Origin of the sequence: Streptomyces sp. WAC05374 (assembly GCF_004353505.1) — a bacterium.
Classification (GTDB): Bacteria; Actinomycetota; Actinomycetes; order Streptomycetales; family Streptomycetaceae; genus Streptomyces.
Genome location: NZ_SMNQ01000013.1, coordinates 183,059 through 206,451, shown reverse-complemented (window position 1 = coordinate 206,451; position 23,393 = coordinate 183,059). Strand labels below are relative to the sequence as shown.

14 protein-coding genes are annotated in these 23,393 nt (G+C 69.5%); 3 read left to right on the top strand and 11 right to left on the bottom strand.

Annotated elements, in window-relative coordinates; translation table 11 throughout:
• Positions 1 to 151: 151 nt before the first annotated feature.
• A complete protein-coding gene (locus tag E2B92_RS23535) occupies positions 152 to 1,279 on the bottom strand; it encodes an alpha/beta fold hydrolase (RefSeq protein ID WP_185923723.1) in 1,128 nt (375 codons plus the stop codon).
• 227 nt (positions 1,280 to 1,506) lie between these two features.
• Between E2B92_RS23535 and E2B92_RS23530 the strand changes: the two genes are divergently transcribed.
• On the top strand, positions 1,507 to 2,721 hold the full coding sequence (locus E2B92_RS23530; RefSeq protein WP_126888300.1) for a thiolase family protein: 1,215 nt from the start codon (positions 1,507 to 1,509) through the stop codon (positions 2,719 to 2,721).
• Positions 2,718 to 4,847 (top strand): 3-hydroxyacyl-CoA dehydrogenase NAD-binding domain-containing protein, encoded by a 2,130-nt coding sequence (locus E2B92_RS23525; RefSeq protein WP_126888301.1) that lies wholly within the window; start codon positions 2,718 to 2,720, stop codon positions 4,845 to 4,847. The genes E2B92_RS23530 and E2B92_RS23525 overlap by 4 nt, the downstream gene beginning before the upstream one ends.
• A gap of 82 nt (positions 4,848 to 4,929) precedes the next feature.
• Here the strand turns inward: E2B92_RS23525 and recQ are convergent, their stop codons facing one another.
• From recQ to ngcE, 10 genes are all read right to left on the bottom strand, one after another.
• Positions 4,930 to 6,801 (bottom strand): DNA helicase RecQ, encoded by a 1,872-nt coding sequence (gene recQ, locus E2B92_RS23520; protein ID WP_126888302.1) that lies wholly within the window; start codon positions 6,799 to 6,801, stop codon positions 4,930 to 4,932.
• Between the two features lie 76 nt (positions 6,802 to 6,877).
• Positions 6,878 to 8,389 (bottom strand): amino acid permease, encoded by a 1,512-nt coding sequence (locus tag E2B92_RS23515; RefSeq protein WP_126888303.1) that lies wholly within the window; start codon positions 8,387 to 8,389, stop codon positions 6,878 to 6,880.
• 209 nt (positions 8,390 to 8,598) lie between these two features.
• On the bottom strand, positions 8,599 to 10,512 hold the full coding sequence (gene dxs, locus E2B92_RS23510) for a 1-deoxy-D-xylulose-5-phosphate synthase (protein ID WP_126888304.1): 1,914 nt from the start codon (positions 10,510 to 10,512) through the stop codon (positions 8,599 to 8,601).
• A gap of 175 nt (positions 10,513 to 10,687) precedes the next feature.
• Positions 10,688 to 11,968, bottom strand: coding sequence for a sugar ABC transporter permease (locus E2B92_RS23505; protein WP_126888305.1), 1,281 nt, complete (start codon positions 11,966 to 11,968; stop codon positions 10,688 to 10,690).
• Positions 11,965 to 12,759, bottom strand: a complete 795-nt coding sequence (locus E2B92_RS23500) for an ATP-binding cassette domain-containing protein (RefSeq protein ID WP_126888306.1) — start codon at positions 12,757 to 12,759, stop codon at positions 11,965 to 11,967. The genes E2B92_RS23505 and E2B92_RS23500 overlap by 4 nt, the downstream gene beginning before the upstream one ends.
• A gap of 335 nt (positions 12,760 to 13,094) precedes the next feature.
• Complete coding sequence (locus tag E2B92_RS23495) at positions 13,095 to 14,195, bottom strand: substrate-binding domain-containing protein (RefSeq protein ID WP_382667351.1); 1,101 nt, start codon at positions 14,193 to 14,195, stop codon at positions 13,095 to 13,097.
• Positions 14,196 to 14,317: 122 nt separating this feature from the next.
• A complete protein-coding gene (locus E2B92_RS23490; protein ID WP_126885720.1) occupies positions 14,318 to 15,517 on the bottom strand; it encodes an ROK family transcriptional regulator in 1,200 nt (399 codons plus the stop codon).
• A 219-nt stretch (positions 15,518 to 15,736) separates the two neighbouring features.
• Positions 15,737 to 16,666, bottom strand: coding sequence for a carbohydrate ABC transporter permease (locus E2B92_RS23485; RefSeq protein ID WP_235023944.1), 930 nt, complete (start codon positions 16,664 to 16,666; stop codon positions 15,737 to 15,739).
• A 10-nt stretch (positions 16,667 to 16,676) separates the two neighbouring features.
• Complete coding sequence (locus E2B92_RS23480; RefSeq protein WP_126885717.1) at positions 16,677 to 17,600, bottom strand: carbohydrate ABC transporter permease; 924 nt, start codon at positions 17,598 to 17,600, stop codon at positions 16,677 to 16,679.
• Between the two features lie 58 nt (positions 17,601 to 17,658).
• A complete protein-coding gene (gene ngcE, locus E2B92_RS23475) occupies positions 17,659 to 19,110 on the bottom strand; it encodes an N-acetylglucosamine/diacetylchitobiose ABC transporter substrate-binding protein (RefSeq protein WP_126885716.1) in 1,452 nt (483 codons plus the stop codon).
• A 398-nt stretch (positions 19,111 to 19,508) separates the two neighbouring features.
• Between ngcE and E2B92_RS23470 the strand changes: the two genes are divergently transcribed.
• On the top strand, positions 19,509 to 23,363 hold the full coding sequence (locus E2B92_RS23470; protein WP_126885714.1) for a GH92 family glycosyl hydrolase: 3,855 nt from the start codon (positions 19,509 to 19,511) through the stop codon (positions 23,361 to 23,363).
• The last annotated feature ends 30 nt before the right edge of the window (positions 23,364 to 23,393 follow it).

The following is a 23,393-nucleotide window of genomic DNA, read 5'->3' as shown; positions in this document are numbered from 1 at the left end:
ATCTCCGCCAACTCCACCCCATGCAACGACACGAACCCACCCCTGAAGCACGACGACGGCCTGCACAACCCCAACGGGTCATACAGGCCGTCGTCACGCAGGCCCCGGATTAACCAACAGCGTCCGATCGCGGCCGGGGGCTTCGGCGTTTCTAGGGGGCCGGGCTGAGGTCGCCGTCGGTGTTCATGTCGAAGACGCCCTGCGTCTTGCCGTCGACCTTCAGGTGCTTGAGCCAGTGCTTGGAGAGGTTGTGCACGTTCCTGTGCTGCATCTCCCAGACCACCGAGTGCCCGGCGCAGGCGAGCTTGACCATGAGCTTGTGGGGCCCCGCGACGGCCTCGTAGAGGGCCGGGACGGAGAAGTTGAGCTCGGGGTCGGGGTTCGGGGGCGAGGTGTTCACCTGCCGGTCGTACTCGCCGTACACGATGAGGACCGGCACGCTGCCGCCGAGGACGCCGCCCTGGGCCGCCGTGGTCTCGTTCCAGCCCCACCGGACGAAGTTCCTGATCCGGTTGAGGCCCTCCGGCGGCCCCCAGGTGCTGCCGACCGGGTCGCTCTGCATGATCGCTTCCCAGACGACGTCCTTCATCTCGTCCTCGCGCTGGCCCTCGCAGTGAACCTCGCTGCCCCAGCCGTTCCAGGTGCCGTTCTTCGTGCCGAGGAAGGTCGGGAAGCCGGGTCGCGGGAGCCGGCTCGGAGGGTTCGACGTTCCCTTGGGCGGGAAGATCGGCGCCAGCAGGAACAGGCTCTCCACCCGGTCCGGGTTCTTCACCGCGTACGGCCCCATCGTGAACGCGGCGGCGGACCAGCCGATGAAGGCGACCTTCTCGACGTCGCACTCCTTGCGGATGAAGTCCACGACGGTGTGCAGCTCGTCCCGGTCGCTGTACGAGTTGGTGAGCTGGAACGGGTACCTCGGTGTGCACGGGGTGAATCCGGGCGGTCGCGGTGTCAGGAGGTTCTGTTGCGCGGGATTGACGTTGCACGGATCGTTCATCGTGGGACGCGGCGACAGTCCGGAGCCCTGGAGGTCCATCATGAACACGTCGTAGCCGGACCTGGCCAGGTGCTCGGCCCAACTGTACGAGGCGTGCCGGAGGTCGAACCCGGCGAGCACCGGGACGCTCCGGCCGTGCAGCATGAGGACGGGCTTGCGCGGCCCGCCACCGCCCGCCGCCGGGTCCCTCACCTCCCGCACGAAGAGCTCGACCATCTCGTCCTTGTTGGCGGGGACGGTGGACGTGTGGGGAACACCGTGGTCGGTGGTCACGATCGCCATGGGCAGTCCGTTCTGTCGGCCCGGTCCGGGACGCCACGCCCCGGCCAGGCCAGGCTCCGCGCACCGGCTCGCCGCCGCCACAGCACCGCGTCCGGCGGTGTGACCTTCACCGCTCCGGGCGGGGGGACTGTGCAGCCTGGTTACCCGCAAGTAGCATGGGCCGTGCAAGCGCGCGCTTAGGCGTGTGCCCGCAGCAGTGCCACCCCGCACCCTGGAGGAGAGCCATCGTGCCTCGTACCGTCAGGGACGTCGTCTTCGTCGACGGCGTCCGCACCCCGTTCGGCAAGGCGGGCCCGAAGGGCATCTACCACGAGACCCGCGCCGACGATCTCGTCGTGAAGGCCATCCGGGAGCTGCTGCGCCGCAACCCCGGCCTGGACCCGGCGAAGATCGACGAGGTCGCCATCGCCGCGACCACGCAGATCGGCGACCAGGGCCTGACCATCGGCCGCACCGCCGGCATCCTCGCGGGCCTGCCGCAGTCGGTGCCCGGCTACTCCATCGACCGCATGTGCGCGGGCGCCCTCACGGCCGTCACGAGCGTCGCCGGTTCGATCGCCTTCGGCGCGTACGACGCCGTCATCGCCGGCGGTGTCGAGCACATGGGCCGCCACCCCATGGGTGAGGGCGTCGACCCGAACCCGCGCTTCGTCAGCGAGAAGCTGGTCGACGAGTCCGCCCTCTTCATGGGCATGACCGCCGAGAACCTGCACGACCGCTACCCGCACATCACCAAGCAGCGCGCCGACGAGTACGCCGTGCGCTCCCAGGAGAAGGCCGCCAAGGCGTACGCCAACGGCAAGATCCAGGCCGACCTGGTGCCGATCTCGGTGCGCCGCACCAACGCCGAGGCGGGCGAGACGGGCTGGGGCCTGGTCACCGCCGACGAGCCGATGCGCCCGGGCACCACCCTGGAGTCGCTGGCGAACCTGAAGACGCCGTTCCGCGTCCACGGCAACGTCACCGCCGGCAACGCCGCGGGCCTCAACGACGGCGCCACCGCGTCGATCATCGCCTCCGAGGACTTCGCCCGCGAGAACGGCCTCCCGGTGAAGATGCGCCTCGTCTCGTACGCCTTCGCGGGCGTCGAGCCGGAGGTCATGGGCTACGGCCCGATCCCCGCGACCGAGAAGGCCCTGGCCAAGGCCGGCCTGTCGATCGAGGACATCAACCTCTTCGAGATCAACGAGGCCTTCGCCGTCCAGGTGCTGGCCTTCCTCGACCACTACGGCATCGCCGACGACGACGCGCGCGTCAACCAGTACGGCGGCGCCATCGCCTTCGGCCACCCGCTGGCCTCCTCCGGCGTCCGTCTGATGACGCAGCTCGCCCGCCAGTTCGAGGAGCAGCCGGAGGTCCGTTACGGCCTCACCACCATGTGCGTCGGCTTCGGCATGGGCGCCACGGTCATCTGGGAAAACCCCCACTGGGAGGGCAAGTGAGCACCACCGCTGAGCTTCTGAAGGGTGCGGCCGAGCTGTTCCCGGACGAGGTCGTCACCAGCGCCCACGTACGGCACTTCGACCTCCCCTTCGGGGCGGGCCGGTTCGCGCTGATCACGCTGGACAACGGCTTCGACCACACCAAGCCGACCACCTTCGGGCCGCAGTCCCTGGCGAACCTCAACACCGCCATCGACCAGGTCGAGAAGGAGGCGGCCGAGGGCACGATCGTCGGCGTCGGCATCACCGGCAAGCCGTTCATCTTCGCCGTCGGCGCCGACCTCAAGGGCGTCGAGCTGCTGAAGCGCCACGAGGACGCGCTCGCCATCGGCAAGGGCGGCCACGACGTCTTCAAGCGGCTGTCGTCGCTGGGCGTGCCGACCTTCGCGTACTACAACGGCGCGGCGATGGGCGGCGGCGTCGAGGTCGGCCTGCACTGCACCTACCGCACCGTGTCGGCGGCCCTGCCGGCCTTCTCGCTGCCCGAGGTCTTCCTCGGTCTGGTCCCCGGCTGGGGCGGCTGCACCATCCTGCCGAACCTGATCGGCGCCGACCGCGCGGTCTCGGTCATCATCGAGAACTCGCTCAACCAGAACAAGCAGCTCAAGGGCGCTCAGGTCTACGAGCTCGGGATCGCGGACGCGATCTTCGAGGGCGCGGACTTCCTGGAGCAGTCGCTGCTGTGGACGGCCTCCGTCCTCAAGGGCGAGATCGTGGTCGAGCGCGCCGACGTCGACCGCGGCGAGGGCTGGGACGCGGCCGTGGCCCGTGGCCGGTTCATCGCCGACTCCAAGGTGCACGGTGCGGCCCCGGCCGCGTACCGCGCCCTGGACATCATCGAGGCGGCCAAGGACGGCGACCTCCAGAAGGGCTTCGACGCCGAGGACACGGCGCTCGCCGACCTCATCATGGGCGGCGAGCTGCGCTCCGGCATCTACGCCTTCAACCTGGTCCAGAAGCGCGCCAAGCGCCCGGCCGGCGCGCCGGACAAGAGCCTGGCCCGCCCGGTCACCAAGGTCGGTGTCGTCGGCGCCGGTCTGATGGCCTCGCAGCTCGCGCTGCTGTTCCTGCGCCGCCTCGAGGTCCCGGTCGTCCTGACGGACATCGACCAGGAGCGCGTCGACAAGGGCGTGGGCTACGTCCAGGGCGAGATCGACAAGCTGCTCGGCAAGGGCCGCATCAACCAGGACAAGGCCAACCGCCTCAAGGGCCTGGTCTCCGGTGTCCTGGACAAGGCCGAGGGCTTCGCGGACGCGGACTTCATCATCGAGGCCGTGTTCGAGGAGATGTCGGTCAAGCAGAAGGTGTTCGCGGAGGTCGAGGCGGTCGCCCCGGCGCACGCGATCCTCGCCACCAACACCTCCTCGCTGTCGGTGTCGGAGATGGCCTCCAAGCTCCAGCACCCGGAGCGCGTGGTCGGCTTCCACTTCTTCAACCCGGTCGCGATCCTGCCGCTGCTGGAGATCGTCCGCGGTGAGAAGACCGACGACGCGTCGCTGGCGACCGCGTTCGGTGTCGCGAAGAAGCTGAAGAAGACGGCCGTGCTCACGAAGGACGCCCCGGCGTTCGTCGTGAACCGCATCCTCACCCGCTTCATGGGCGAGATCCAGAACGTCATCGACGAGGGCACCCCGGTCGAGACGGCCGAGAAGGCCATCGAGCCGCTGGGTCTGCCGATGTCGCCCCTGGTGCTGCTGGAGCTGGTCGGCCCGGCCATCGGCCTGCACGTCTCGGAGACCCTCAACCGGGCCTTCCCGGAGCGCTTCACGGTCTCCCCGAACCTCAAGGCGGTCGTCGAGGCGGGCAAGCGCGGCTTCTACGTCTACGACTCGGGCAAGCCCGAGCTGGACCCCGAGGTCGCGGCGCTGCTGAAGCAGGGCGACACCGTCCTGACCGAGCAGCAGGTGCGGGACCGCGTCCTGGACGCGGTGGCGCAGGAGATCGGCCTGATGCTGGACGAGGGCGTCGTCGCCGAGGCCCAGGACATCGACCTGTGCCTCATCACGGGCGCCGGCTGGCCCTTCCACCTGGGCGGCATCACGCCGTACCTGGACCGCGAGGGCGTCTCGGAGCGCGTGAACGGCAAGCGTTTCCTGGAGCAGGGCGTGGCGAGCGTCCCGGCGTAACGCGCCGGACGAGCGTCGGACGGGCCGTGGGGGCTTCCCCCGCGGCCCGTCCGCCGTTTCACGGGCCCGTACGGGACTCGGCTCAGGCGTCGTCTCCGGCGAGCGCGGCGAGGATCTGCTCGCCGTACTTGGCCAGCTTGTTCTCGCCCACGCCGCTGACACCGCCCAGTTCCGCGAGGGTGGTGGGCGGGGCGCCGGCGATCTGGCGCAGGGTGGCGTCGTGGAAGATGACGTACGCGGGGACGCCCTGCTCCTTCGCGGTCGCCGCGCGCCAGGCACGGAGCCGTTCGAAGACGGGGAGCGCCTCCTCGGGGAGGTCGGCGACCGGGGCGCGCTTGGCCGCCTTGGCCGCGCGCGCGGGGCGTTCCGGTTCGCTGCGGAGCAGCACCTCGCGGCGGCCGCCGAGGACGTCGGCGGAGGTGTCGGTCAGCACGAGCGTGCCGTAGTCGCCCTCGACTGCGAGGAGGCCCTGCGCGAGGAGCTGGCGCACGACGCCGCGCCACTGCGACTCGTTCAGCTCGGTGCCGATGCCGAAGACGCTGAGGGCGTCGTGGTCGAACTGGATGACCTTGGCCGTCCTGCGGCCGAGCAGGATGTCGATGATCTGTCCGGCGCCGAACTTCTGATTGCGCTCCCGCTTGAGCCTTACGACGGTCGACAGCAGCTTCTGGGCGGCGATGGTGCCGTCCCACGACTTCGGCGGCGACAGGCAGGTGTCGCAGTTCCCGCACGCCTCCGACTCCTGGCCGAAGTACGCCAGCAGCCGCACCCGGCGGCACTCGACCGTCTCGCACAGCGCGAGCATGGCGTCGAGGTGCGCGGCGAGCCGGCGGCGGTGCTCGGCGTCGCCCTCGGAGCCGTCGATCATCTTGCGCTGCTGGACGACGTCCTGGAGCCCGTACGCCAGCCAGGCCGTGGAGGGCAGGCCGTCGCGCCCGGCGCGGCCGGTCTCCTGGTAGTAGCCCTCCACCGACTTCGGCAGGTCGAGGTGGGCGACGAAGCGGACGTCGGGCTTGTCGATGCCCATGCCGAAGGCGATCGTCGCGACCACGACCAGCCCGTCCTCGCGCAGGAACCGGGCCTGGTTCTCGGCGCGGGTGCGGGCGTCGAGGCCCGCGTGGTACGGGACGGCGTCGATGCCGTTCTCCACCAGGAAGGCCGCCGTCTTCTCGACCGAGGCCCGCGACAGGCAGTACACGATGCCGGCGTCGCCGGCGTGCTCGCCGCGGATCAGCTCCAGGAGCTGCCGCTTGGGCTCGTTCTTGGGCGCGATGCGGTACTGGATGTTGGGGCGGTCGAAGCTCGCCACGAAGTGCCGGGCGTCGGTGAGCTTCAGCCGGGTGGCGATCTCCGCGTGGGTGGCCCGGGTGGCGGTCGCGGTGAGGGCGATCCGGGGCACGTCCGGCCACTGCTCGTGGAGGGCGGAGAGCTGGAGGTAGTCGGGGCGGAAGTCGTGGCCCCACTGGGCGACGCAGTGCGCCTCGTCGATGGCGAACAGCGCGATGGTGCCGCGCCGCAGGAGCTGGAGCGTCGACTCGACGCGCAGCCGTTCCGGGGCCAGGTACAGCAGGTCCAGCTCGCCGGCGGCGAACTCGGCCTCCACCAGCCGCCGCTCGTCCATGTCCTGGGTGGAGTTGAGGAACCCGGCACGTACGCCGAGGGCCCGCAGGGCGTCGACCTGGTCCTGCATGAGGGCGATGAGCGGGGAGATGACGACCCCGACGCCCGGGCGGACCAGCGCGGGGATCTGGTAGCAGAGCGACTTGCCGCCACCGGTGGGCATCAGGACCAGGGCGTCACCGCCGCCCACCACATGGTCGATGATCTCCCGCTGGCTGCCCCGGAAGGAGTCGTAGCCGAAGACCCTGCCCAGCACCCGCAGGGCGTCGTCGGTCGCGTGGTCCGCGCGGTCGTGGTCCTGGTGGTCCGGGTGGTCGTCGCCGGGGGAAGTCATCCGGCGATTCTACGAGCGGCCGCCCCGAACGGCCCAAACGGCGAACGGGGCGGCCTGCGCTCTGGTAGCGCGAGGGTTACGGGGCCCTCCGGCCCATCGGGTACTGGTGTCCGCCCAGGCGGCTGTGGGAGCGCCCGTACAGGAAGTACACGACGATGCCGATGGCCATCCACACGGCGAAGCGGAACCAGGTCTCGTTCGGCAGGTTGAGCATCAGCCACAGCGAGGCGGCCACCGACAGGATCGGGACGACCGGCACCCAGGGGGTGCGGAACGCGCGGTGCAGGTCGGGGCGGGTGCGCCGCAGGATGATCACGCCGATGGCGACGACCACGAAGGCGAAGAGGGTGCCGATGTTCACCAGGGTCGCCAGTTCGTCGATGCTGGTGAAGCCGGAGACGAAGGCGATGATCACGCCGAGCAGGATGGTCGGGCGGTACGGGGTGCGGAACTTCGGGTGCGTGACGGAGAAGAAGCGCGGCAGCAGCCCGTCGCGGCTCATCGCGAAGAACACCCGGGTCTGGCCGAGGAGCAGGATGAGGCACACGGTCGTCAGGCCCACCGAGGCACCGAAGCTGATCACACCGGCGTAGAAGGGGTGCCCGACGGATTTGAACGCGTCGGCGAGCGGGGCGCTGGTCGACAGTTCGGAGTAGTGCTGCATGCCGGTCACGACCAGCGCGACCGCCACGTACAGGATGGTGCAGATGAGGAGCGAGCCGAGGATGCCGCGCGGCATGTCCCGCTGCGGCAGCTTGGTCTCCTCGGCGGCGGTGGCCACCACGTCGAAGCCGATGAAGGCGAAGAAGACGACGGACGCGGCGGTGAAGATGCCCATGACGCCGAAGTTCGTCGGCTCGTAGCCGAAGATCGTCGAGACCAGCGCGGCGTCCCAGCCGGAGGAGGCCTCGGGGGTGACCTTCTCGGGGATGAACGGGGAGTAGTTGTCGCCGACGATGAAGAACAGGCCCGCGATGATCACGATCATCACGACGGTGACCTTGATGGCGACCACGAGCGCGGTGATCCGGGCGGAGAGCTTCATGCCGATCACGAGCACCGCGGTGAGCACGAGGACGAGCAGGAAGGCCAGCAGGTCGAAGGTGCCGCCCTCCACGTCCGGCCCTTGCAGCCAGGCGGGTAGGTGCCAGTCGATGTTGTCCATCAGCGAGCGGACGTACCCCGACCAGCCGACGGCGACGACCGCGGTGCCGAGCGCGAACTCCAGCACGAGGTCCCAGCCGATGATCCACGCCGGGAGCTCACCGAGGGAGGCGTACGCGAAGGTGTACGCCGATCCGGCGACCGGGACGGTGGAGGCGAACTCGGCGTAGCAGAGTGCGGCCAGGGCGCAGACGATGCCGGCGGCGACGAACGCGAGCGCGGTCGCGGGCCCGGCGTTCTCCTTGGCCACCTTTCCGGTCAGGACGAAGATGCCCGTGCCGATGATGACACCGACACCGAAGACCGTCAGGTCCCATGCGGACAGGGACTTCTTCAGTGCGTGCTCGGGCTCCTCGGTGTCCTGGATCGACTGCTCGACCGTTTTCGTCCGGAACATCCCGGTGTCGCGTGACTGCTGGCCCATACTCACCGGCGTACCTCCGTAGCCATCGGCCTCTACCGCCCATGATCGAGAGGGGTGCGGGACCGCGCCCGTCCTGAGAGGCCCTTTCACACGAAAGGACCGGCCGGAAACCCCTGGGGTACTCCGACCGGCCCTATGCGGCCACCGATGGCACGGGCCACGGGCGACGCCGGTCGCCCGGTTCCGGGCGCGGCGTCACTCCTGGCGCGTCAGTCGCGTGCGGCCTGAATCTCCGCGTCCTCGTACTTGCCGTCGAGCCTGGAGACCAGCCCGGTGACCTGGCGGGCGATGTCGGGCGCGGTGAGCCCGATCTCGGCCATGACCTCCTTGCGGGAGGCGTGGTCCAGGAAGCGCGGCGGGATGCCGAAGTCGCGCAGCGGTACGTCGACCCCGGCGTCGCGCAGCGCCTGGGCGACCGCGCAGCCGACACCGCCGACGCGGCCGTTGTCCTCGACGGTCACGACGACCCGGTGGCGCTCGGCGAGCGGCGCCAGGGCCTCGTCGACCGGCTTGACCCAGCGCGGGTCGACGACGGTGGTGGAGATGCCCTGCCGGTCGAGCAGGCCGGCGATCTCCAGGCACATGGGCGCGAGCGCGCCGACGGAGACCAGCAGTACGTCGGGCCGGTCGGTGCCGGCCTCCCGCAGCACGTCCATGCCGCCGACGCGGCCGACCGCCTCGACGGCGGGGCCGACGGCGCCCTTGGAGTAGCGCACGACGGTCGGCGCGTCGTCGATCTCGACGGCCTCACGGAGCTGCGCGCGCACCTGGTCGGCGTCGCGCGGGGCGGCGATCCGCAGGCCGGGGACGACCTGGAGGATCGACATGTCCCACATGCCGTTGTGCGAGGCGCCGTCGGTGCCGGTGATGCCCGCCCGGTCGAGGACGAAGGTCACCCCGCACTTGTGCAGCGCGACGTCCATGAGGACCTGGTCGAAGGCGCGGTTGAGGAAGGTGGCGTAGACGGCGAAGACCGGGTGGAGCCCGCCGGTGGCGAGGCCCGCCGCGGAGACGGCGCCGTGCTGCTCGGCGATGCCGACGTCGTACACGCGGTCCGGGAAGGCCTTGGCGAACTTGTCGAGGCCGACCGGCTGGAGCATGGCCGCGGTGATCGCGACGATGTCCTCGCGCTCATGCCCGAGCTTGACCATCTCGTCGGCGAAGACGCCGGTCCAGTCGGCGCCGGAGGAGGAGATCGGCAGGCCGGTGTCCGGGTGGATCTTGCCGACGGCGTGGAAGCGGTCGGCCTCGTCCGCGAGGGCGGGCTGGTAGCCGCGGCCCTTCTCGGTGAGGCAGTGCACGATGACCGGGCCGCCGAACCGCTTGGCGCGGGTCAGCGCGGACTCGAGCGCCTCGATGTCGTGGCCGTCGATGGGGCCGACGTACTTCAGGCCCAGGTCCTCGAACATGCCCTGCGGGGCGATGAAGTCCTTCAGGCCCTTCTTGGCGCCGTGCAGGGTCTCGTACAGCGGCTTGCCGACGACCGGGGTGCGGTCGAGGATCTCCTTCGTACGGGCGAGGAAGCGCTCGTAGCCGTCGGTGGTGCGCAGCGTGGCGAGGTGGTTGGCCAGGCCGCCGATGGTCGGGGCGTAGGAGCGCTCGTTGTCGTTGACCACGATGACGAGCGGGCGGTCCTTGGCCTCGGCGATGTTGTTCAGCGCCTCCCAGGCCATGCCGCCGGTGAGGGCGCCGTCACCGATGACGGCGACGACGTGGTCGCTGCGCTCCAGGACCTCGTTGGCCTTGGCCAGGCCGTCGGCCCAGCCGAGGACCGTGGAGGCGTGGCTGTTCTCGATGACGTCGTGCTCGGACTCGGCCCGCGCGGGGTAGCCGGACAGGCCGCCCTTCATCTTCAGCTTGGAGAAGTCCTGGCGGCCGGTGAGCAGCTTGTGGACGTAGGACTGGTGTCCGGTGTCCCAGAGGATCTTGTCCTTGGGGGACTCGAAGACGCGGTGCAGGGCGATGGTCAGCTCGACCACGCCGAGGTTGGGGCCGAGGTGACCGCCGGTCTTGGAGACGGCGTCCACCAGGAAGGACCGGATCTCCGCAGCAAGCTGGTCCAGCTCCTCCGGGGAGAGCCGGTCGAGATCGCGCGGGCCCGTGATACGGGTCAGCAGAGCCACCCGTGCCTCCTTGCGTGTTGAGCTGGTCGAGCTGCCGATTTTGTCGAGTCTAATGTTCCGCCTCCGACGGTGGTCATCGGGCGGTGCGTAACGCGTCAGCCATTGGCTCAGACGCAGCAATGCCCGGCGCCGGTTGTCGGCGCCGGGCATGGGGGTGGTCACACCCTCCGCGGCGTTACGCGCGACCTGCGGTCTTCTGCGTACGGCGGGAGACCGAGTCGATCACGACGGCGGCCAGGAGCACCGCGCCCGTGATCATGTACTGGATCTCGGACGCCATGCCGAGCATGTTCAGGCCCTGCTGGATCGACTGGATCACGATCATGCCCAGAAGCGCGGACCAGACCTTGCCGCGGCCGCCGAAGAGGCTGGTGCCGCCGATGACGGCCGCCGCGATGACGAGCATCAGCGTGTTGCCGCCGCCCAGGCTCTTGGTGGCACCGCCGGAGAGGCTGGCCACGAAGAGGCCGCCGAAGGCGGCGAGCAGGCCGGAGAGACCGAAGACCAGGATGCGGACCCGGTCGACGTTGATGCCGGCGCGGCGGGCCGCCTCGGCGTTGCCGCCGACCGCGAAGACCTGGCGGCCGAAGGTGGTGCGGCGGGCGGCGAAGTCGGCCACGACCAGGACGGCGAGGAAGAGCACCAGGGCCAGCGGCAGGCCGCGGGCGCCGGCGGGCTCGTTCAGGACGTACGCCACGGCGAAGCACAGGACGGCGACGAAGCCGGCGCGCAGCACGATCTCGCTGGTGGGGCGGGCCGGCAGGGCGGCGGCCTTGCGGCGCTTGCTGTCCAGCAGCAGGGACGCGGCGTAGGCGAGGACGGCCACCAGGGCGAGGCCGTAGGCGGCGGCCTTGTCCTCGAAGTAGTAGCCGGTCAGGTGCTCCACGACGCTGCCGGTGGGGGCGTTGATGGAGCCTTCCTTGCCCATGAGCCAGATCTGGAGGCCGCTCCAGCCGAGGAAGCCGGCGAGGGTGACGACGAACGCCGGGACGCCGATCTTGGCGAAGAAGAAGCCGTGCAGCAGGCCGAGCGCGAGGCCGGAGAGGACGGCGATCGCGACGGCGAGCCAGTCGTTCATGCCGTTGCTCACATTGAGCACGGCCCACACGGCGGCGCCGACGCCCGCGACGGAGCCGACCGAGAGGTCGATCTCGCCGAGGATCAGGACGAAGACGATGCCGACCGCCATGATGCCGAGGCCGGAGGTGTAGACGGCGATGTTGGCGACGGAGCTGGCGGAGAGGAAGTTGCTGTTCTGCGACTGGAAGACGATCGCGATGACGATCAGCCCGATGAACACCGGCAGGGAGCCGAGCTCACCGCCGCGCACCTTGCGCTTGAACTCGGTCCAGTAGCCCTTGAGGCCCTCCTCGCGTACGAGGAGCCGCGGGTCGACAGCGGGGACGGGGGCCGCCGATTCCTCGGGGGCTGCGGGGGTCTTGGTGAGGTCGCTCACTTCGCGTCCTCCTTCGTGGCCGTACGCGCCTGCCGGCGGGTCACGGCGTTGTCCGTGGCACCGGTGATCGCGGCGATGATCGTTTCGTGCGTGGTGTCCTTGACGTCGAAGACACCGTTGTTGCGGCCCAGGCGCAGGACGGCGACCTTGTCCGCGACGGCGCGGACGTCGGCCATGTTGTGGCTGATGAGGATGACTCCGTGGCCGCGCTCGCGCAGCCGCTCGACCAGGTCGAGGACCTGGGCGGTCTGCTCGACGCCGAGGGCGGCGGTCGGCTCGTCGAGGATGACGATCTTGGGGTCGCCGATCAGGGCGCGGGCGATGGCCACGACCTGGCGCTGGCCTCCGGACAGGGAGGCGACGGGGATGCGGACGCTGGGGATGCGGATGGACAGCGTGTCCAGCAGCTCCTTGGCGCGCTTCTCCATGGCGATCTCGTCCAGGACGGAGAGGCTCTTCAGCTCGCTGCCGAGGAAGAGGTTGGCGACGACGTCGAGGTTGTCGCACAGGGCGAGGTCCTGGTACACGGTGGCGACCCCGAGCTCCTGGGCGTCGTTCGGCCGGCTGATCCTGACCGCGTTGCCCTCCCACTCGATGGTGCCGTCGTCGATCGGGTGGACACCCGAGATGGTCTTGACGAGCGTCGACTTGCCGGCGCCGTTGTCGCCGACCAGGGCGACGACCTCACCGGCATGGATCTCCAGGTCTACGTCGGTGAGCGCCTGGACGGCGCCGAACCGCTTGGAGACTCCGCGCAACGCCAGCACTGGCGTAGCGAACACGTGAATCATCTCCTTCGCCGCCTGTCCGGCGGGGATGGTGGTACGTGAAGCACAGGGGTGGTGTGCGGTACCCGCCGGCGGGTGGCGGCGGGCGGATGTCGGCCCGCCGGCGGGGGCCGGGGGCGGGTGGCCGGGGCGGGCGGCCGGTGGCGCCGGCTGGTTGGCCGGTGGCCGTGGCCGGGTGGCACGTGGCCGGTCACGGCGGTGGGGCCGGTGGGGCCGCCGCCGGTGGCCCGGTGGCCGGTCGTGGCCGGGGCTGCCGTCCCGGGGAGGTGAGTCCGGCGCCCGCCCGCGCTTGCGGGGCGTGGAGGGGCGGGCGCCGGACCGGTCCGGGAGGGGCCGGGCTACTTGATGCCGGCCGCCGCGCAGGCCGCCTGGTACTCGGCGGTGCAGATGTCCGCGGCCTTGTAGACCTTGTCCGCGATGATCGTGGAGGCGATGTTCTCCTTGGTCACGATCTGCGCGTCGTACAGCTTGGCCGGGATGTCCTTGAACTCACCGGTGAGGCTGGTGACCTTCGTCGTGGCGAGGTCGTCGATCTTCTCGCCCTTCAGCAGGCGGACCGCGATCTCGGCCGTGGTCTCGGCCTCCGGCTTGATCTGCTTGTAGATCGTGAACGCCTGGTCACCCGTCAGGATGCGCTGGAGGCCCGCCAGCTCGGCGTCCTGGCCGCCCACCGGGACCTTGATGCCCTGCTTCTTCAGCGCGGTGATGATGCCGCCGGCCATGCCGTCGTTGGCGGAGTACACGCCCTGGAAGCCGTTCTTGCCCAGGGAGTCGATGGCGGCGCCCATCTTCTTGTTGGCCTCGTCCGGGGACCAGTCCGGGATGTCCTGCTCGTAGACGACCTTCTTGACGCCGGTGTCCAGGACGCTGTGCGCGCCCTTCTTGAACAGCGGGGCGTTCGGGTCGGTCGGCGAGCCGTTGATCATGACGACGTTGCTGTCCTTGGCCTTGGCGCCCAGCGCCTTGACCAGGCCCTCGCCCTGGAGGCGGCCGATCTTCTCGTTGTCGTAGCTGACGTACGCGGAGATCGGACCCTCGGCCAGGCGGTCGTACGCCACGACCTTCACGCCCTGCTTCTCGGCCCGCTGCACCCAGGACTTGGTGGCCTTGTAGTCGACCGAGTCGAGGATGATCACCTTGACGCCCTGCGTGACCAGCGCGTCGAACTGCTTCTTCTGGGTCTCGGTGTCCTGCGCGGCGTTGTTGTACTTGACGTCGCAGTCACCGCACAGCGCCTTGATCTTCGCCTCGATGATCGGGCGGTCGAACGTCTCGTATCGGGTCGTCTTGTTCTCCGGCAGCAGCAGACCGATGGTCTTGCTGTCGCCTCCACTGCCGCCGGCGGTGTCGCCGTCGCCCGCCTTGCCACAAGCGGCGAGGGAAGCGGCCATGGATACCGCTGCCGTGCCTATGACGATGCGTCGCGTCATTGCGTTCATGTGGGGTTGCCTCCCTGACGAGGCCGCGACGTTGCGGCCGAGGTGGCTGGAAGTCAACTCGGCCGCAACGTCGTCGTCAAGGAGTAAATTGACAACGAGATGACAACGGTGCCATCCGTTATCTAAGTGAACGCAGGCGTAGCCGACGGCAGGGCGCTCTCCAACAGGGTCGAATCGCCCATTTCACTCAGCACGAGCGCGAGCGCGCCCAGCACCTCCGCACGTCCGCCGAGCGCCCCCGGGGCGACCGAGAGCTGCCGGGCCGCACTGGGAATGGCGTACCGCGACACCGACTCGCGGATGGGCCCCAGCACCAGTTCCCCGGCCTCCGCCAGGTCGCCGCCCAGCACGACACGGCTGGGGTTGAGGAGGTTGCAGAGGTTGGCCACACCGCTGCCGATGTGCCGCCCGACGTCACCGATCACCCGGCGGCAGCCGGGGTCGCCCTCGCGGGCGAGCTGGACGACCCGCTCCATGGTCAGGTCCGCCCCGTGGCTGGGCTGGAGCAGCGGCAGCACGTACCGGGCGGCGGTGAAGGTCTCCAGGCAGCCGCGGTTGCCGCAGCGGCACACCGGCCCCGACTCGTCCAGCGTGATGTGGCCGATCTCGCCGGCGGTGCCGCCGGGACCGCGGTAGATCTGCCCGTCGATCACCAGCCCCGCGCCGACACCGCTGGCCACCTTGATGTACGCCAGGTCCTTGACCCCGCGCCCGCCGCCCCAGACCAGCTCGCCGAGCGCGCCCAGGTTGGCGTCGTTGTCCACGTACACCGGGACGCCCAGGCGCCGGGAGAGCTCCTCGCTGGGGTTGATGCCGGTCCAGCCCGGCAGGATCGAGGTGGAGCCGAGGGTGCCGGACGAGACGTCGATGGGGCCCGGCACGCCGAGCCCCACGCCGATCACCTTGTCCGGACCGATCCCGGTGGCCGTGATCAGCCGTTTGACCAGGGCCTGCGCCCGGTCGAAGCCCTCCTCGGAGGACGCGTCCACGTCCAGCGGCTCCGACTCCTCGGCGAGCACCTGGTGGGCCAGGTTGCCGACGGCGACGCGCAGGTGGGTGTGGCCGAAGTCGACGCCGATGACGATGCCGGCGTCCCCGCTGAGCGAGACGCTGCGGGCCCGGCGCCCGCCCGCGGAGGTGGGGGTCACCTCGACGGTGCCGCCGTCCTTGAGCTCGCGGACGATGTTGGAGACCGTGGCGGCGGACAGGCCGGTGGTCCTGGCGATCTCCGCCTGGGTGAGCGAACCGGCCATGCGCACCGCGCGCACGACCCGCTCGAGATTGGCCCGATGCAGAGATGTCTGCGACCCCGGAGTCTCCATCGACTCACTCACTCCTGCCGTTTTCTCCAACATGTGAACTCTAAGCTGAGCCTTTTGGGTTGGTCCCCGTCAAGACCTTGAGCGTTGTGGGCCTCCGATGAGCGAACGAGATGCGGATGAATCGGATATTTGCCACCACGACAGACGGAAACGGCCCGCCGGGAGCGGAAGCTCCACCGACGAGCCGTTTCCTTTCGTAAGCCGTACGGGTGACGACCTTTACTTCAGCGCCCCGGCCGTGAGTCCCGACTGCACCTGCCGCTGGAAGATCGCGTACACGATGAGCACCGGCAGCATGGCGATCATCATGCCCGCCATCAGCGCGCCCCAGTCGTTCTCGTAACCCTGCTGCAGCGCGATCATCGCCAGGCCCTGGGTGAGGACGTACTTGTCCTCCTGCTGGTTGAGCACCATCGGCAGCAGGTACTGGTTCCACTGCCCCAGGAAATTGAAGATGCCGATGCTGATCAGGCCCGGCTTGGCCATCGGCAGCATGACCTGGAAGAACGTCCGGGAGTGCGAGGCGCCGTCGATCATCGCGGCTTCGGCCACCGAGGTCGGGAGCGTACGGAAGAACGCCGTCATGAAGAAGACGGTGAACGGCAGCGAGTACGCGATGTAGACCAGGATCAGCCCGTGGTACGTGGCCAGCAGCGAGCTGCCGGGGAAGTCCCGCATCACGAAGAACAGCGGAATGACCAGCATGAAGACCGGGAAGGACATCCCGGCGACGAACAGGTAGTAGATGAGCCGGTTGCCGGGGAAGGTGAAGCGGGCCAGGACGTAGGCGGCCATCGACCCGAGCACCATCGTGCCGACGACGGAGCCGCCCACCACGATCGCCGTGTTCAGGAAGTACTGGCCCATGTTCGCGTCGTTCCACGCGTTGGACCAGTTCTCCCAGTGCAGGACCGTCGGCAGGCCCCACGGGTCGGTCAGGATGCCGTTGCTGTCCTTGAAGGCGCTCCACAGCACCCACAGCAGGGGCACGCCCACCATCAGCGCCCACAGGACCAGGATGCCGTGGGAGAAGACGTTGAGTACCCCGCCCTCGGAGGTGCGGCCGGTCGTCGGGCCGAGCCGCCGGGTGACCTTCACAGGTGCCGGGGACCCCTGCTTGGTCACCGCTTCGATCTCGTCGGTCGTCATCCCCGTACCCCTAGTACTCGATCCGCTCACGCCGCGCGAAGCGCATCGTGAGCACGGCGAACGTCATGGTGACGATGAGCATCGCGACGCCCATGGCGGCGGCGTAGCCGAACTGGCTGTCCCGGAACGCCGTCAGGTACAGCCGCAGCGGCATGACGTCGGTGGCGCCGTCCGGGCCGCCCATGTTCACGGACATGATCTGCACCAGCGCGAAGGCGTCCAGGGCGATGATCCCCATGTACACCCAGCCGGTCTGGACCGTGTCCCACAGCAGCGGGAGGGTGATCCGGAAGAAGGTGTGGAAGCGGCTGGCGCCGTCGAGCAGTGCCGCCTCGTAGATGTCCCGGGGAATGGAGGCCATGGCGGCGGAGAAGAGCACCACGTAGAAACCGACGTGGCCCCAGACCATGACCGCGCTGATGCACCACAGGGCGAGGCTCTTCTCCCCCAGCCAGGAGTTCTGGAGGCCGTCCAGGCCCACCGCGCCCAGCAGGGAGTTGAGCATGCCGTCGTCGGGGTCGGGATTGTAGATGTTGAACCAGATGACGGCGATGATCGTGATGGAGATGACCTGCGGGAAGAAGAAGACGAACTTGTAGAACCGGGAGCCGGCGACGCCGGTGACGACTTCGTTCCTCCGGCGGCGGCCGCCCACATTGAGCATGAAGGCGAAGAAGAGGCCGAGCGCGAGCGTGACCACGGGGACGAGCGCCAGCATGTAGACGTTGTGGCGCAGCGCGTTCCAGAAGTCGTCGCTTTCCCACAGCTTGCTGAAATTGTCCAGGCCCACGAATTTCGCCGTGCCGACCAGTCCGGACCAGTCGGTCATCGAGATCTGGAAGGCCTGGACGAACGGCGAGATGACGAAGACGCCGTAGATGAGCAGAGGCAGGGCCAGGAAGCCCACGATGAATCGGTATTTGCCGTGTTGCATGGTGCTCCCCGGCCCTTCCCCTCGTTTGTCGAACTGTCAGGTCAGGCGATTCAGGTGGTCATGCCGTGCGCGTGAACTTGGTGACGGAGTCGTCCTTGGCGACCTTGTCGCACTCCGCCTGGGTCTTCTTGATCCAGTCGGCCGCCTTCAGTTCGCCGGCGAGGAGCTGGCCGGTCAGGCCGCCGATCTTCTCGTCGGTGAGCGCCGGGTACCACTCCTGGAGCTGAAGGCTGATCAGGTTGTCCCCCGCCTCCTTGAAGACCTTGCTGGCGGAGGCGAGACCGGGCGAGAGGGTCATGCCCTCGGTGGCGTTCATGACACAGGTCAGGGACTTCACCTTCTTGGCGAAGTTCTGGGCGTGCTTCCTGGAGAGCATGATGCGCAGCAGTTCCATGCCGCCGGCCGGGTTCTTGCCCTTGCTCGCGACGATGTACGGCTCGCTCGGCTCGGCACGCAGGGTGCCGTGCGGCATCCTGTCACCGGTGCCGTCGAAGAGGGCGCCGACGGCCATGCCGAAGTCGGCGGGCGTGGTGGGGGCGGCCTCGTTCTCGACCCAGGAGCCGTTGGGGATGAAGACGGCCTTGCCCTTGTTCCAGGCGGTCTGGGACTGGATGTGGGTCAGGCCCTGGCTGCCTTCGAGGAAGTACTTCTTGGCCGCGAGCTCCTCGTAGTGCTCGATGACCTCCTTGACCGCGTCGTTGGAGGTCCAGGCGTTCGGCTCCAGGTTGTCGATCGCGATCCACTTCTCCATGCCGCCGATCTTCGCGATCTGGGCGAACAGGTTGAAGTGGACGTAGTAGGGGAATTTGCCCGCGTAGGTCCAGGGCGCGATGCCTGCCTTCTTGATCTCCCCGCAGAGGGTGACCATCTCGGAGAGGGTCTTGGGGTACGCCCAGCCCTTGTCGGCCAGCAGTTTCTGCGAGTACCAGGTGCCGTAGATGGTGAAGGCGTAATAGAGGACGTCGAAGGTGTCGCCGTGCTTGCCCTTCTCGATGGTGCTCGGGTGGATCGTGTCGCGGACCTTCTTCGCCGGGTCGTCCAGGGAGGGCGCGTCGAGCAGGGCGGCGAGGTCCTGGAGCTGGCCCTGGGTGGAGAGCTTGTTCATGTCGAGGTGGTCGGCGCCGGAGTTGTCGATGACGTCCGGCGGGTTGCCGCCCGCGAAGCGCGGGGTGAGCTTGGGCCCGACCTGCTGGGTGCCGGTGTGCTTGACGTCGGCGCCGTAGGTGGCCTTGTAGTCGGCCTCGGCGTCCTTGGCGTACTGGTCGCCGAGGCCGCCCTTGAAGATGAACGCCTCCAGTGCGGCGCCCTTGGCCACGCCGAGCGGGTTCTTCTCGGACTTGGCGCCGCCGGGGGCCTTCGTCTGCGTGTCGTTGCCGCCGCCACCGCCGGTGGCGCAGGCGGACAGCCCGCCCATGACCGGGACGGTGATCAGGCCGAGTGCGGCGGACCGCTTGATGAGGTCGCGACGGCCGAGGCCGTCACCGTCGTTGCGGGCGGACGTGGATCCCATGCTCAAGTCCTCGCCTTCTCCAGGACTCAGGCGGTGTACCGGTCGCCCGTCCTGCTCGCCTGAGGCGAAGGGCCCCGCCACCGCGGTCATTTGCTGGGTCGTGCAGGTGCTGGGTGCTCTCGTGCAGTGCTGGCCGACAGGTATAGTCCACTTCTCGTCATCTGAGCAAGATCGAAAGCAACTTTCGACAGCAGTCTTTCCCGAGTTGAGACCTGGGGGAAATACCGCGGCGCCGGGTCCGCATTACCCGGCCACGCGATTCCGCGAAACGGCTGAATCGGATCTTGCCGCACCGTCAACACCCTTGACACCGCACGCCACTTACCTCCCTACTGGTTCTTGCCCAGCTCGCCTGACAACGTTGTCCAACGCGCTTTCGGCAGGAGGCAGGACGCGGGATGCAGCCCAGACAGCCCAGCACGTCCGCACCGGGGAACCGGCACCGACACACCCGTGGACACACCCGTACGGCCGCCCTCGTGGCGGCCGCTTCGCTGATCGTGGCGGCCGCCCCGCCCACCGCGGCACTCGCCGCACCGGCCCGCCCGGCCCAACCGGCCGCGGCACAGACCGAGTTCCGCTCGTCCTTCGAGGCCGACGAGCGCCCACCCGACTGGCGCAACACCGTCGACGTGGGCCCCGACGGCCACAAGCGGGCGTCCGGCGTCGACGGCGCCTACGCGGCGGGCATACCCGGCAACGTCACCGACAAGGTCACCGCGCTGCGCGCCAGCGGCGAGAACGGCGGCGCGGGCGAGACCAAGGAGAACCTGGTCGATCTCCAGCCGGGCACCAAGTGGCTCACCTTCACACCCACCGCCTGGGTCGAGTTCGACCTGGAGGAACCGGTCAAGGTGGCCACGTACGCGCTGACGTCCGCGAACGACCACGCCCCGCGCGACCCGAGGAACTGGACGCTGAAGGGCTCGGCGGACGGTACGGACTGGAAGGTGCTGGACACCCGCGAGGGCCAGAGCTTCGACAAGCGCTTCGAGACGAGGACGTACGACGTCGCACAGGCGGCGGAGTACGCGCACTACCGGCTGGAGATCACCGCGAACAACGGCGCGACGGGCATCACCCAGCTCGCCGACGTCCAGTTCTCGAACGGTGACACCTCCGCCCCCGTCCCGCCCGACATGCGCACCCACGTCGACCGCGGCCCCGGCGGCTCCCCCACCGCCAAGGCCAACGCGGGGTTCACCGGGGTGCGGGCGCTGCGCTACGCGGGCACCCACCGGCCGGACGGCCGGGCGTACTCGTACAACAAGGTCTTCGACGTCCACACGGCCGTGCGGCGCGACACCGAGCTGTCGTACCGGATCTTCCCCTCCCTGCCGGAGACGGACCTGAACTACCCGGCCACCCACGTCGCCGTGGACCTGGTGTTCACCGACGGCACCCGGCTGAGCGACCTGGGGGCGACCGACAGCCACGGCGGGGCGCTCACCCCCCAGGGCCAGGGCGCGGCCAAGCGGCTCTACGTCAACCAGTGGAACCAGGTGACGGCCGGGATCGGGGCGGTGGCGGCCGGCCGGACCGTGGACCGCGTCCTGGTGGCGTACGACGCGCCCAAGGGCCCGGCGCGGTTCCAGGGCTGGATCGACGACGTGACCATTCAGCGCGCCGCGCCCGAGGAGCGGCACGCCCGCCCCTCGGACTACGCGTCGACCGTCCGCGGCACCCACTCCAGCGGCTCGTTCTCGCGCGGCAACACCTTCCCCGCGACGGCCGTGCCCCATGGCTTCAACTTCTGGACGCCGGTGACGAATGCCGCGTCCAAGAGCTGGCTGTACGAGTACGCCCGCGGCAACAACGCGGACAACCTGCCCACGGTGCAGGCGTTCAGCGCCAGCCATGAGCCCAGCCCCTGGATGGGGGACCGGCAGACCTTCCAGTTGCTGCCCTCGGCCGCGGCCGGGACGCCGGAGACCGACCGCGTACGCCGTGCCCTGCCCTTCCGCCACGAGAACGAGACGGCCAGGCCCCACTACTACGGCGTGACGTTCGAGAACGGCATCAGGGCCGAGATCACCCCCACCGACCACGCGGCGATGATGCGGTTCCGCTATCCCGGGGCGGACGCGTCGGTCGTCTTCGACAACGTCACCGACGAGGGCGGGCTGACGCTCGACCCGGCGACCCGGTCGTTCACCGGCTTCTCGGACGTCAAGAGCGGCCTGTCGACCGGGGCGACCCGGATGTTCGTGTACGGCGTCTTCGACGCGCCGGTCACCGGCTCCGGCTCGGCGGGCGTCAAGGGCCACCTGCGCTTCGACGCGGGCGCGGACCGGACGGTGACGCTGCGCATGGCGACGTCGCTGATCGGGGTGGAGCAGGCGAAGGCGAACCTGGCTGCCGAGATCCCGGCGGGCACGGGCTTCGAGCGGGTACGGGCACGGGCGCAGGCCGCGTGGGACCGGATCCTCGGCCGGGTGACCGTCGAGGGCGCGACCCGCGACCAGTTGGTGACCCTGTACTCCAACCTGTACCGGCTCTACCTGTACCCCAACTCCGGTTTCGAGAAGGTCGACGGCGAGGACCGGTACGCGAGCCCCTTCTCGCCGCAGACCGGCCCGGACACCCCGACCCGCACCGGCGCGAAGATCGTCGACGGGAAGGTGTACGTCAACAACGGCTTCTGGGACACCTACCGGACCACCTGGCCGGCGTACTCCTTCCTCACCCCGCGCAAGGCGGGCGAGCTGGTGGACGGCTTCGTCCAGCAGTACAAGGACGGCGGCTGGATCTCCCGCTGGTCCTCGCCGGGGTACGCGGACCTGATGACCGGCACGTCGTCCGACGTGGCGTTCGCCGACGCGTACATCAAAGGCGTGGACTTCGACGCGGAGGCGGCGTACGAGGCGGCGCTGAAGAACGCGACGGTGGTCCCGCCCTCGTCGGGTGTGGGGCGCAAGGGCATGGGGACCTCCCCGTTCACGGGGTACGCCTCCACCGCGACCCACGAGGGCCTGTCCTGGTCGCTGGAGGGCTACCTCAACGACTACGGCCTGGCGAGGATGGCGGAGGCGCTCCACCGGAAGACGGGCAAGGACCGCTACCGCGAGGAGGCGGCGTACTTCCTCAACCGGGCGCGCCAGTACGTCACGCTCTTCGACAAGGAGGCGGGCTTCTTCCAGGGCCGCGACCCGAAGGGCGCGTGGCGGGTGCCGTCGGCGTCGTACGACCCGCGGGTGTGGGGGTACGACTACACCGAGACCAACGGCTGGGGGTACGCCTTCACCGCCCCGCAGGACAGCCGGGGCCTGGCCAATCTGTACGGCGGCCGTGCGGGGCTGGCGAAGAAGCTCGACACGTACTTCTCGACGCCCGAGACCGCGTCGCCGGAGTTCGTCGGCTCGTACGGCAGCGTCATCCACGAGATGACGGAGGCGCGGGACGTGCGGATGGGCATGTACGGGCACTCCAACCAGGTCGCCCACCACGTCACGTACATGTACAACGCGGCCTCGCAGCCCTGGAAGACGCAGGAGAAGGTGCGCGAGGTGCTGTCGCGGCTGTACACGGGCAGCGAGATCGGGCAGGGCTACCACGGTGACGAGGACAACGGCGAGCAGTCCGCCTGGTGGCTCTTCTCGGCGCTCGGCTTCTACCCGCTGGTGATGGGCAGCGGGGAGTACGCGATCGGCTCGCCGCTGTTCACCAAGGCGACCGTGCGGATGGACAACGGCCGCACGCTGGTGGTCAAGGCTCCGGAGAACAGCGCGCGCAACATCTATGTGCAGGGGGTGAAGGTCAACGGCAAGCGCTGGACGTCGACGGCCCTGCCGCACGAGCTGCTCGCGCGCGGCGGGACGCTGGAGTTCGACATGGGCCCGAAGCCGTCGGCGTGGGGCACGGGCGGGAACGCGGCGCCCGTCTCCATCACGCGGGACGACTCGGTGCCCTCGCCCCGGCGGGACGTGCTGGCGGGCGCGGGTGAGCTGTTCGACGACACGTCGGCGACGGCGGCCCGGGTGGAGGCGGTGGAGCTGCCGGTACCGGCCGGCGGCACGCGGGCGGTGCAGTACACGCTGACCTCCGCGGCCCGGGGTGACGCCCCGTCGGGGTGGGTGCTCCAGGGCTCGAGGGACGGTACGGCGTGGACGGACCTGGACCGGCGGTCGGGCGAGTCCTTCGCCTGGGACCGGCAGACGCGGGTGTTCACGGTGGCGCGGCCGGGCGCGTACGAGCGGTACCGGCTGGTGCCGGCCGCCCCGGCGACGCTGGCGGAGGTGGAGCTGCTGCGGTAGCCGTTTCTCCCGGGTGGAGCGGGCTCCGGA

Excerpts from the sequence above, each read along its gene's own strand:
- E2B92_RS23535 (WP_185923723.1), bottom strand. The coding sequence starts at position 1,279 with ATGGCGATCGTGACCACCGACCACGGTGTTCCCCACACGTCCACCGTC.
- recQ (WP_126888302.1), bottom strand. The coding sequence starts at position 6,801 with ATGACTTCCCCCGGCGACGACCACCCGGACCACCAGGACCACGACCGC.
- E2B92_RS23515 (WP_126888303.1), bottom strand. The coding sequence starts at position 8,389 with ATGGGCCAGCAGTCACGCGACACCGGGATGTTCCGGACGAAAACGGTC.
- E2B92_RS23500 (WP_126888306.1), bottom strand. The coding sequence starts at position 12,759 with ATGATTCACGTGTTCGCTACGCCAGTGCTGGCGTTGCGCGGAGTCTCC.
- E2B92_RS23495 (WP_382667351.1), bottom strand. The coding sequence starts at position 14,195 with ATGAACGCAATGACGCGACGCATCGTCATAGGCACGGCAGCGGTATCC.
- E2B92_RS23490 (WP_126885720.1), bottom strand. The coding sequence starts at position 15,517 with ATGGAGACTCCGGGGTCGCAGACATCTCTGCATCGGGCCAATCTCGAG.
- E2B92_RS23485 (WP_235023944.1), bottom strand. The coding sequence starts at position 16,666 with ATGACGACCGACGAGATCGAAGCGGTGACCAAGCAGGGGTCCCCGGCA.
- E2B92_RS23480 (WP_126885717.1), bottom strand. The coding sequence starts at position 17,600 with ATGCAACACGGCAAATACCGATTCATCGTGGGCTTCCTGGCCCTGCCT.
- ngcE (WP_126885716.1), bottom strand. The coding sequence starts at position 19,110 with ATGGGATCCACGTCCGCCCGCAACGACGGTGACGGCCTCGGCCGTCGC.
- E2B92_RS23470 (WP_126885714.1), top strand. The coding sequence starts at position 19,509 with ATGCAGCCCAGACAGCCCAGCACGTCCGCACCGGGGAACCGGCACCGA.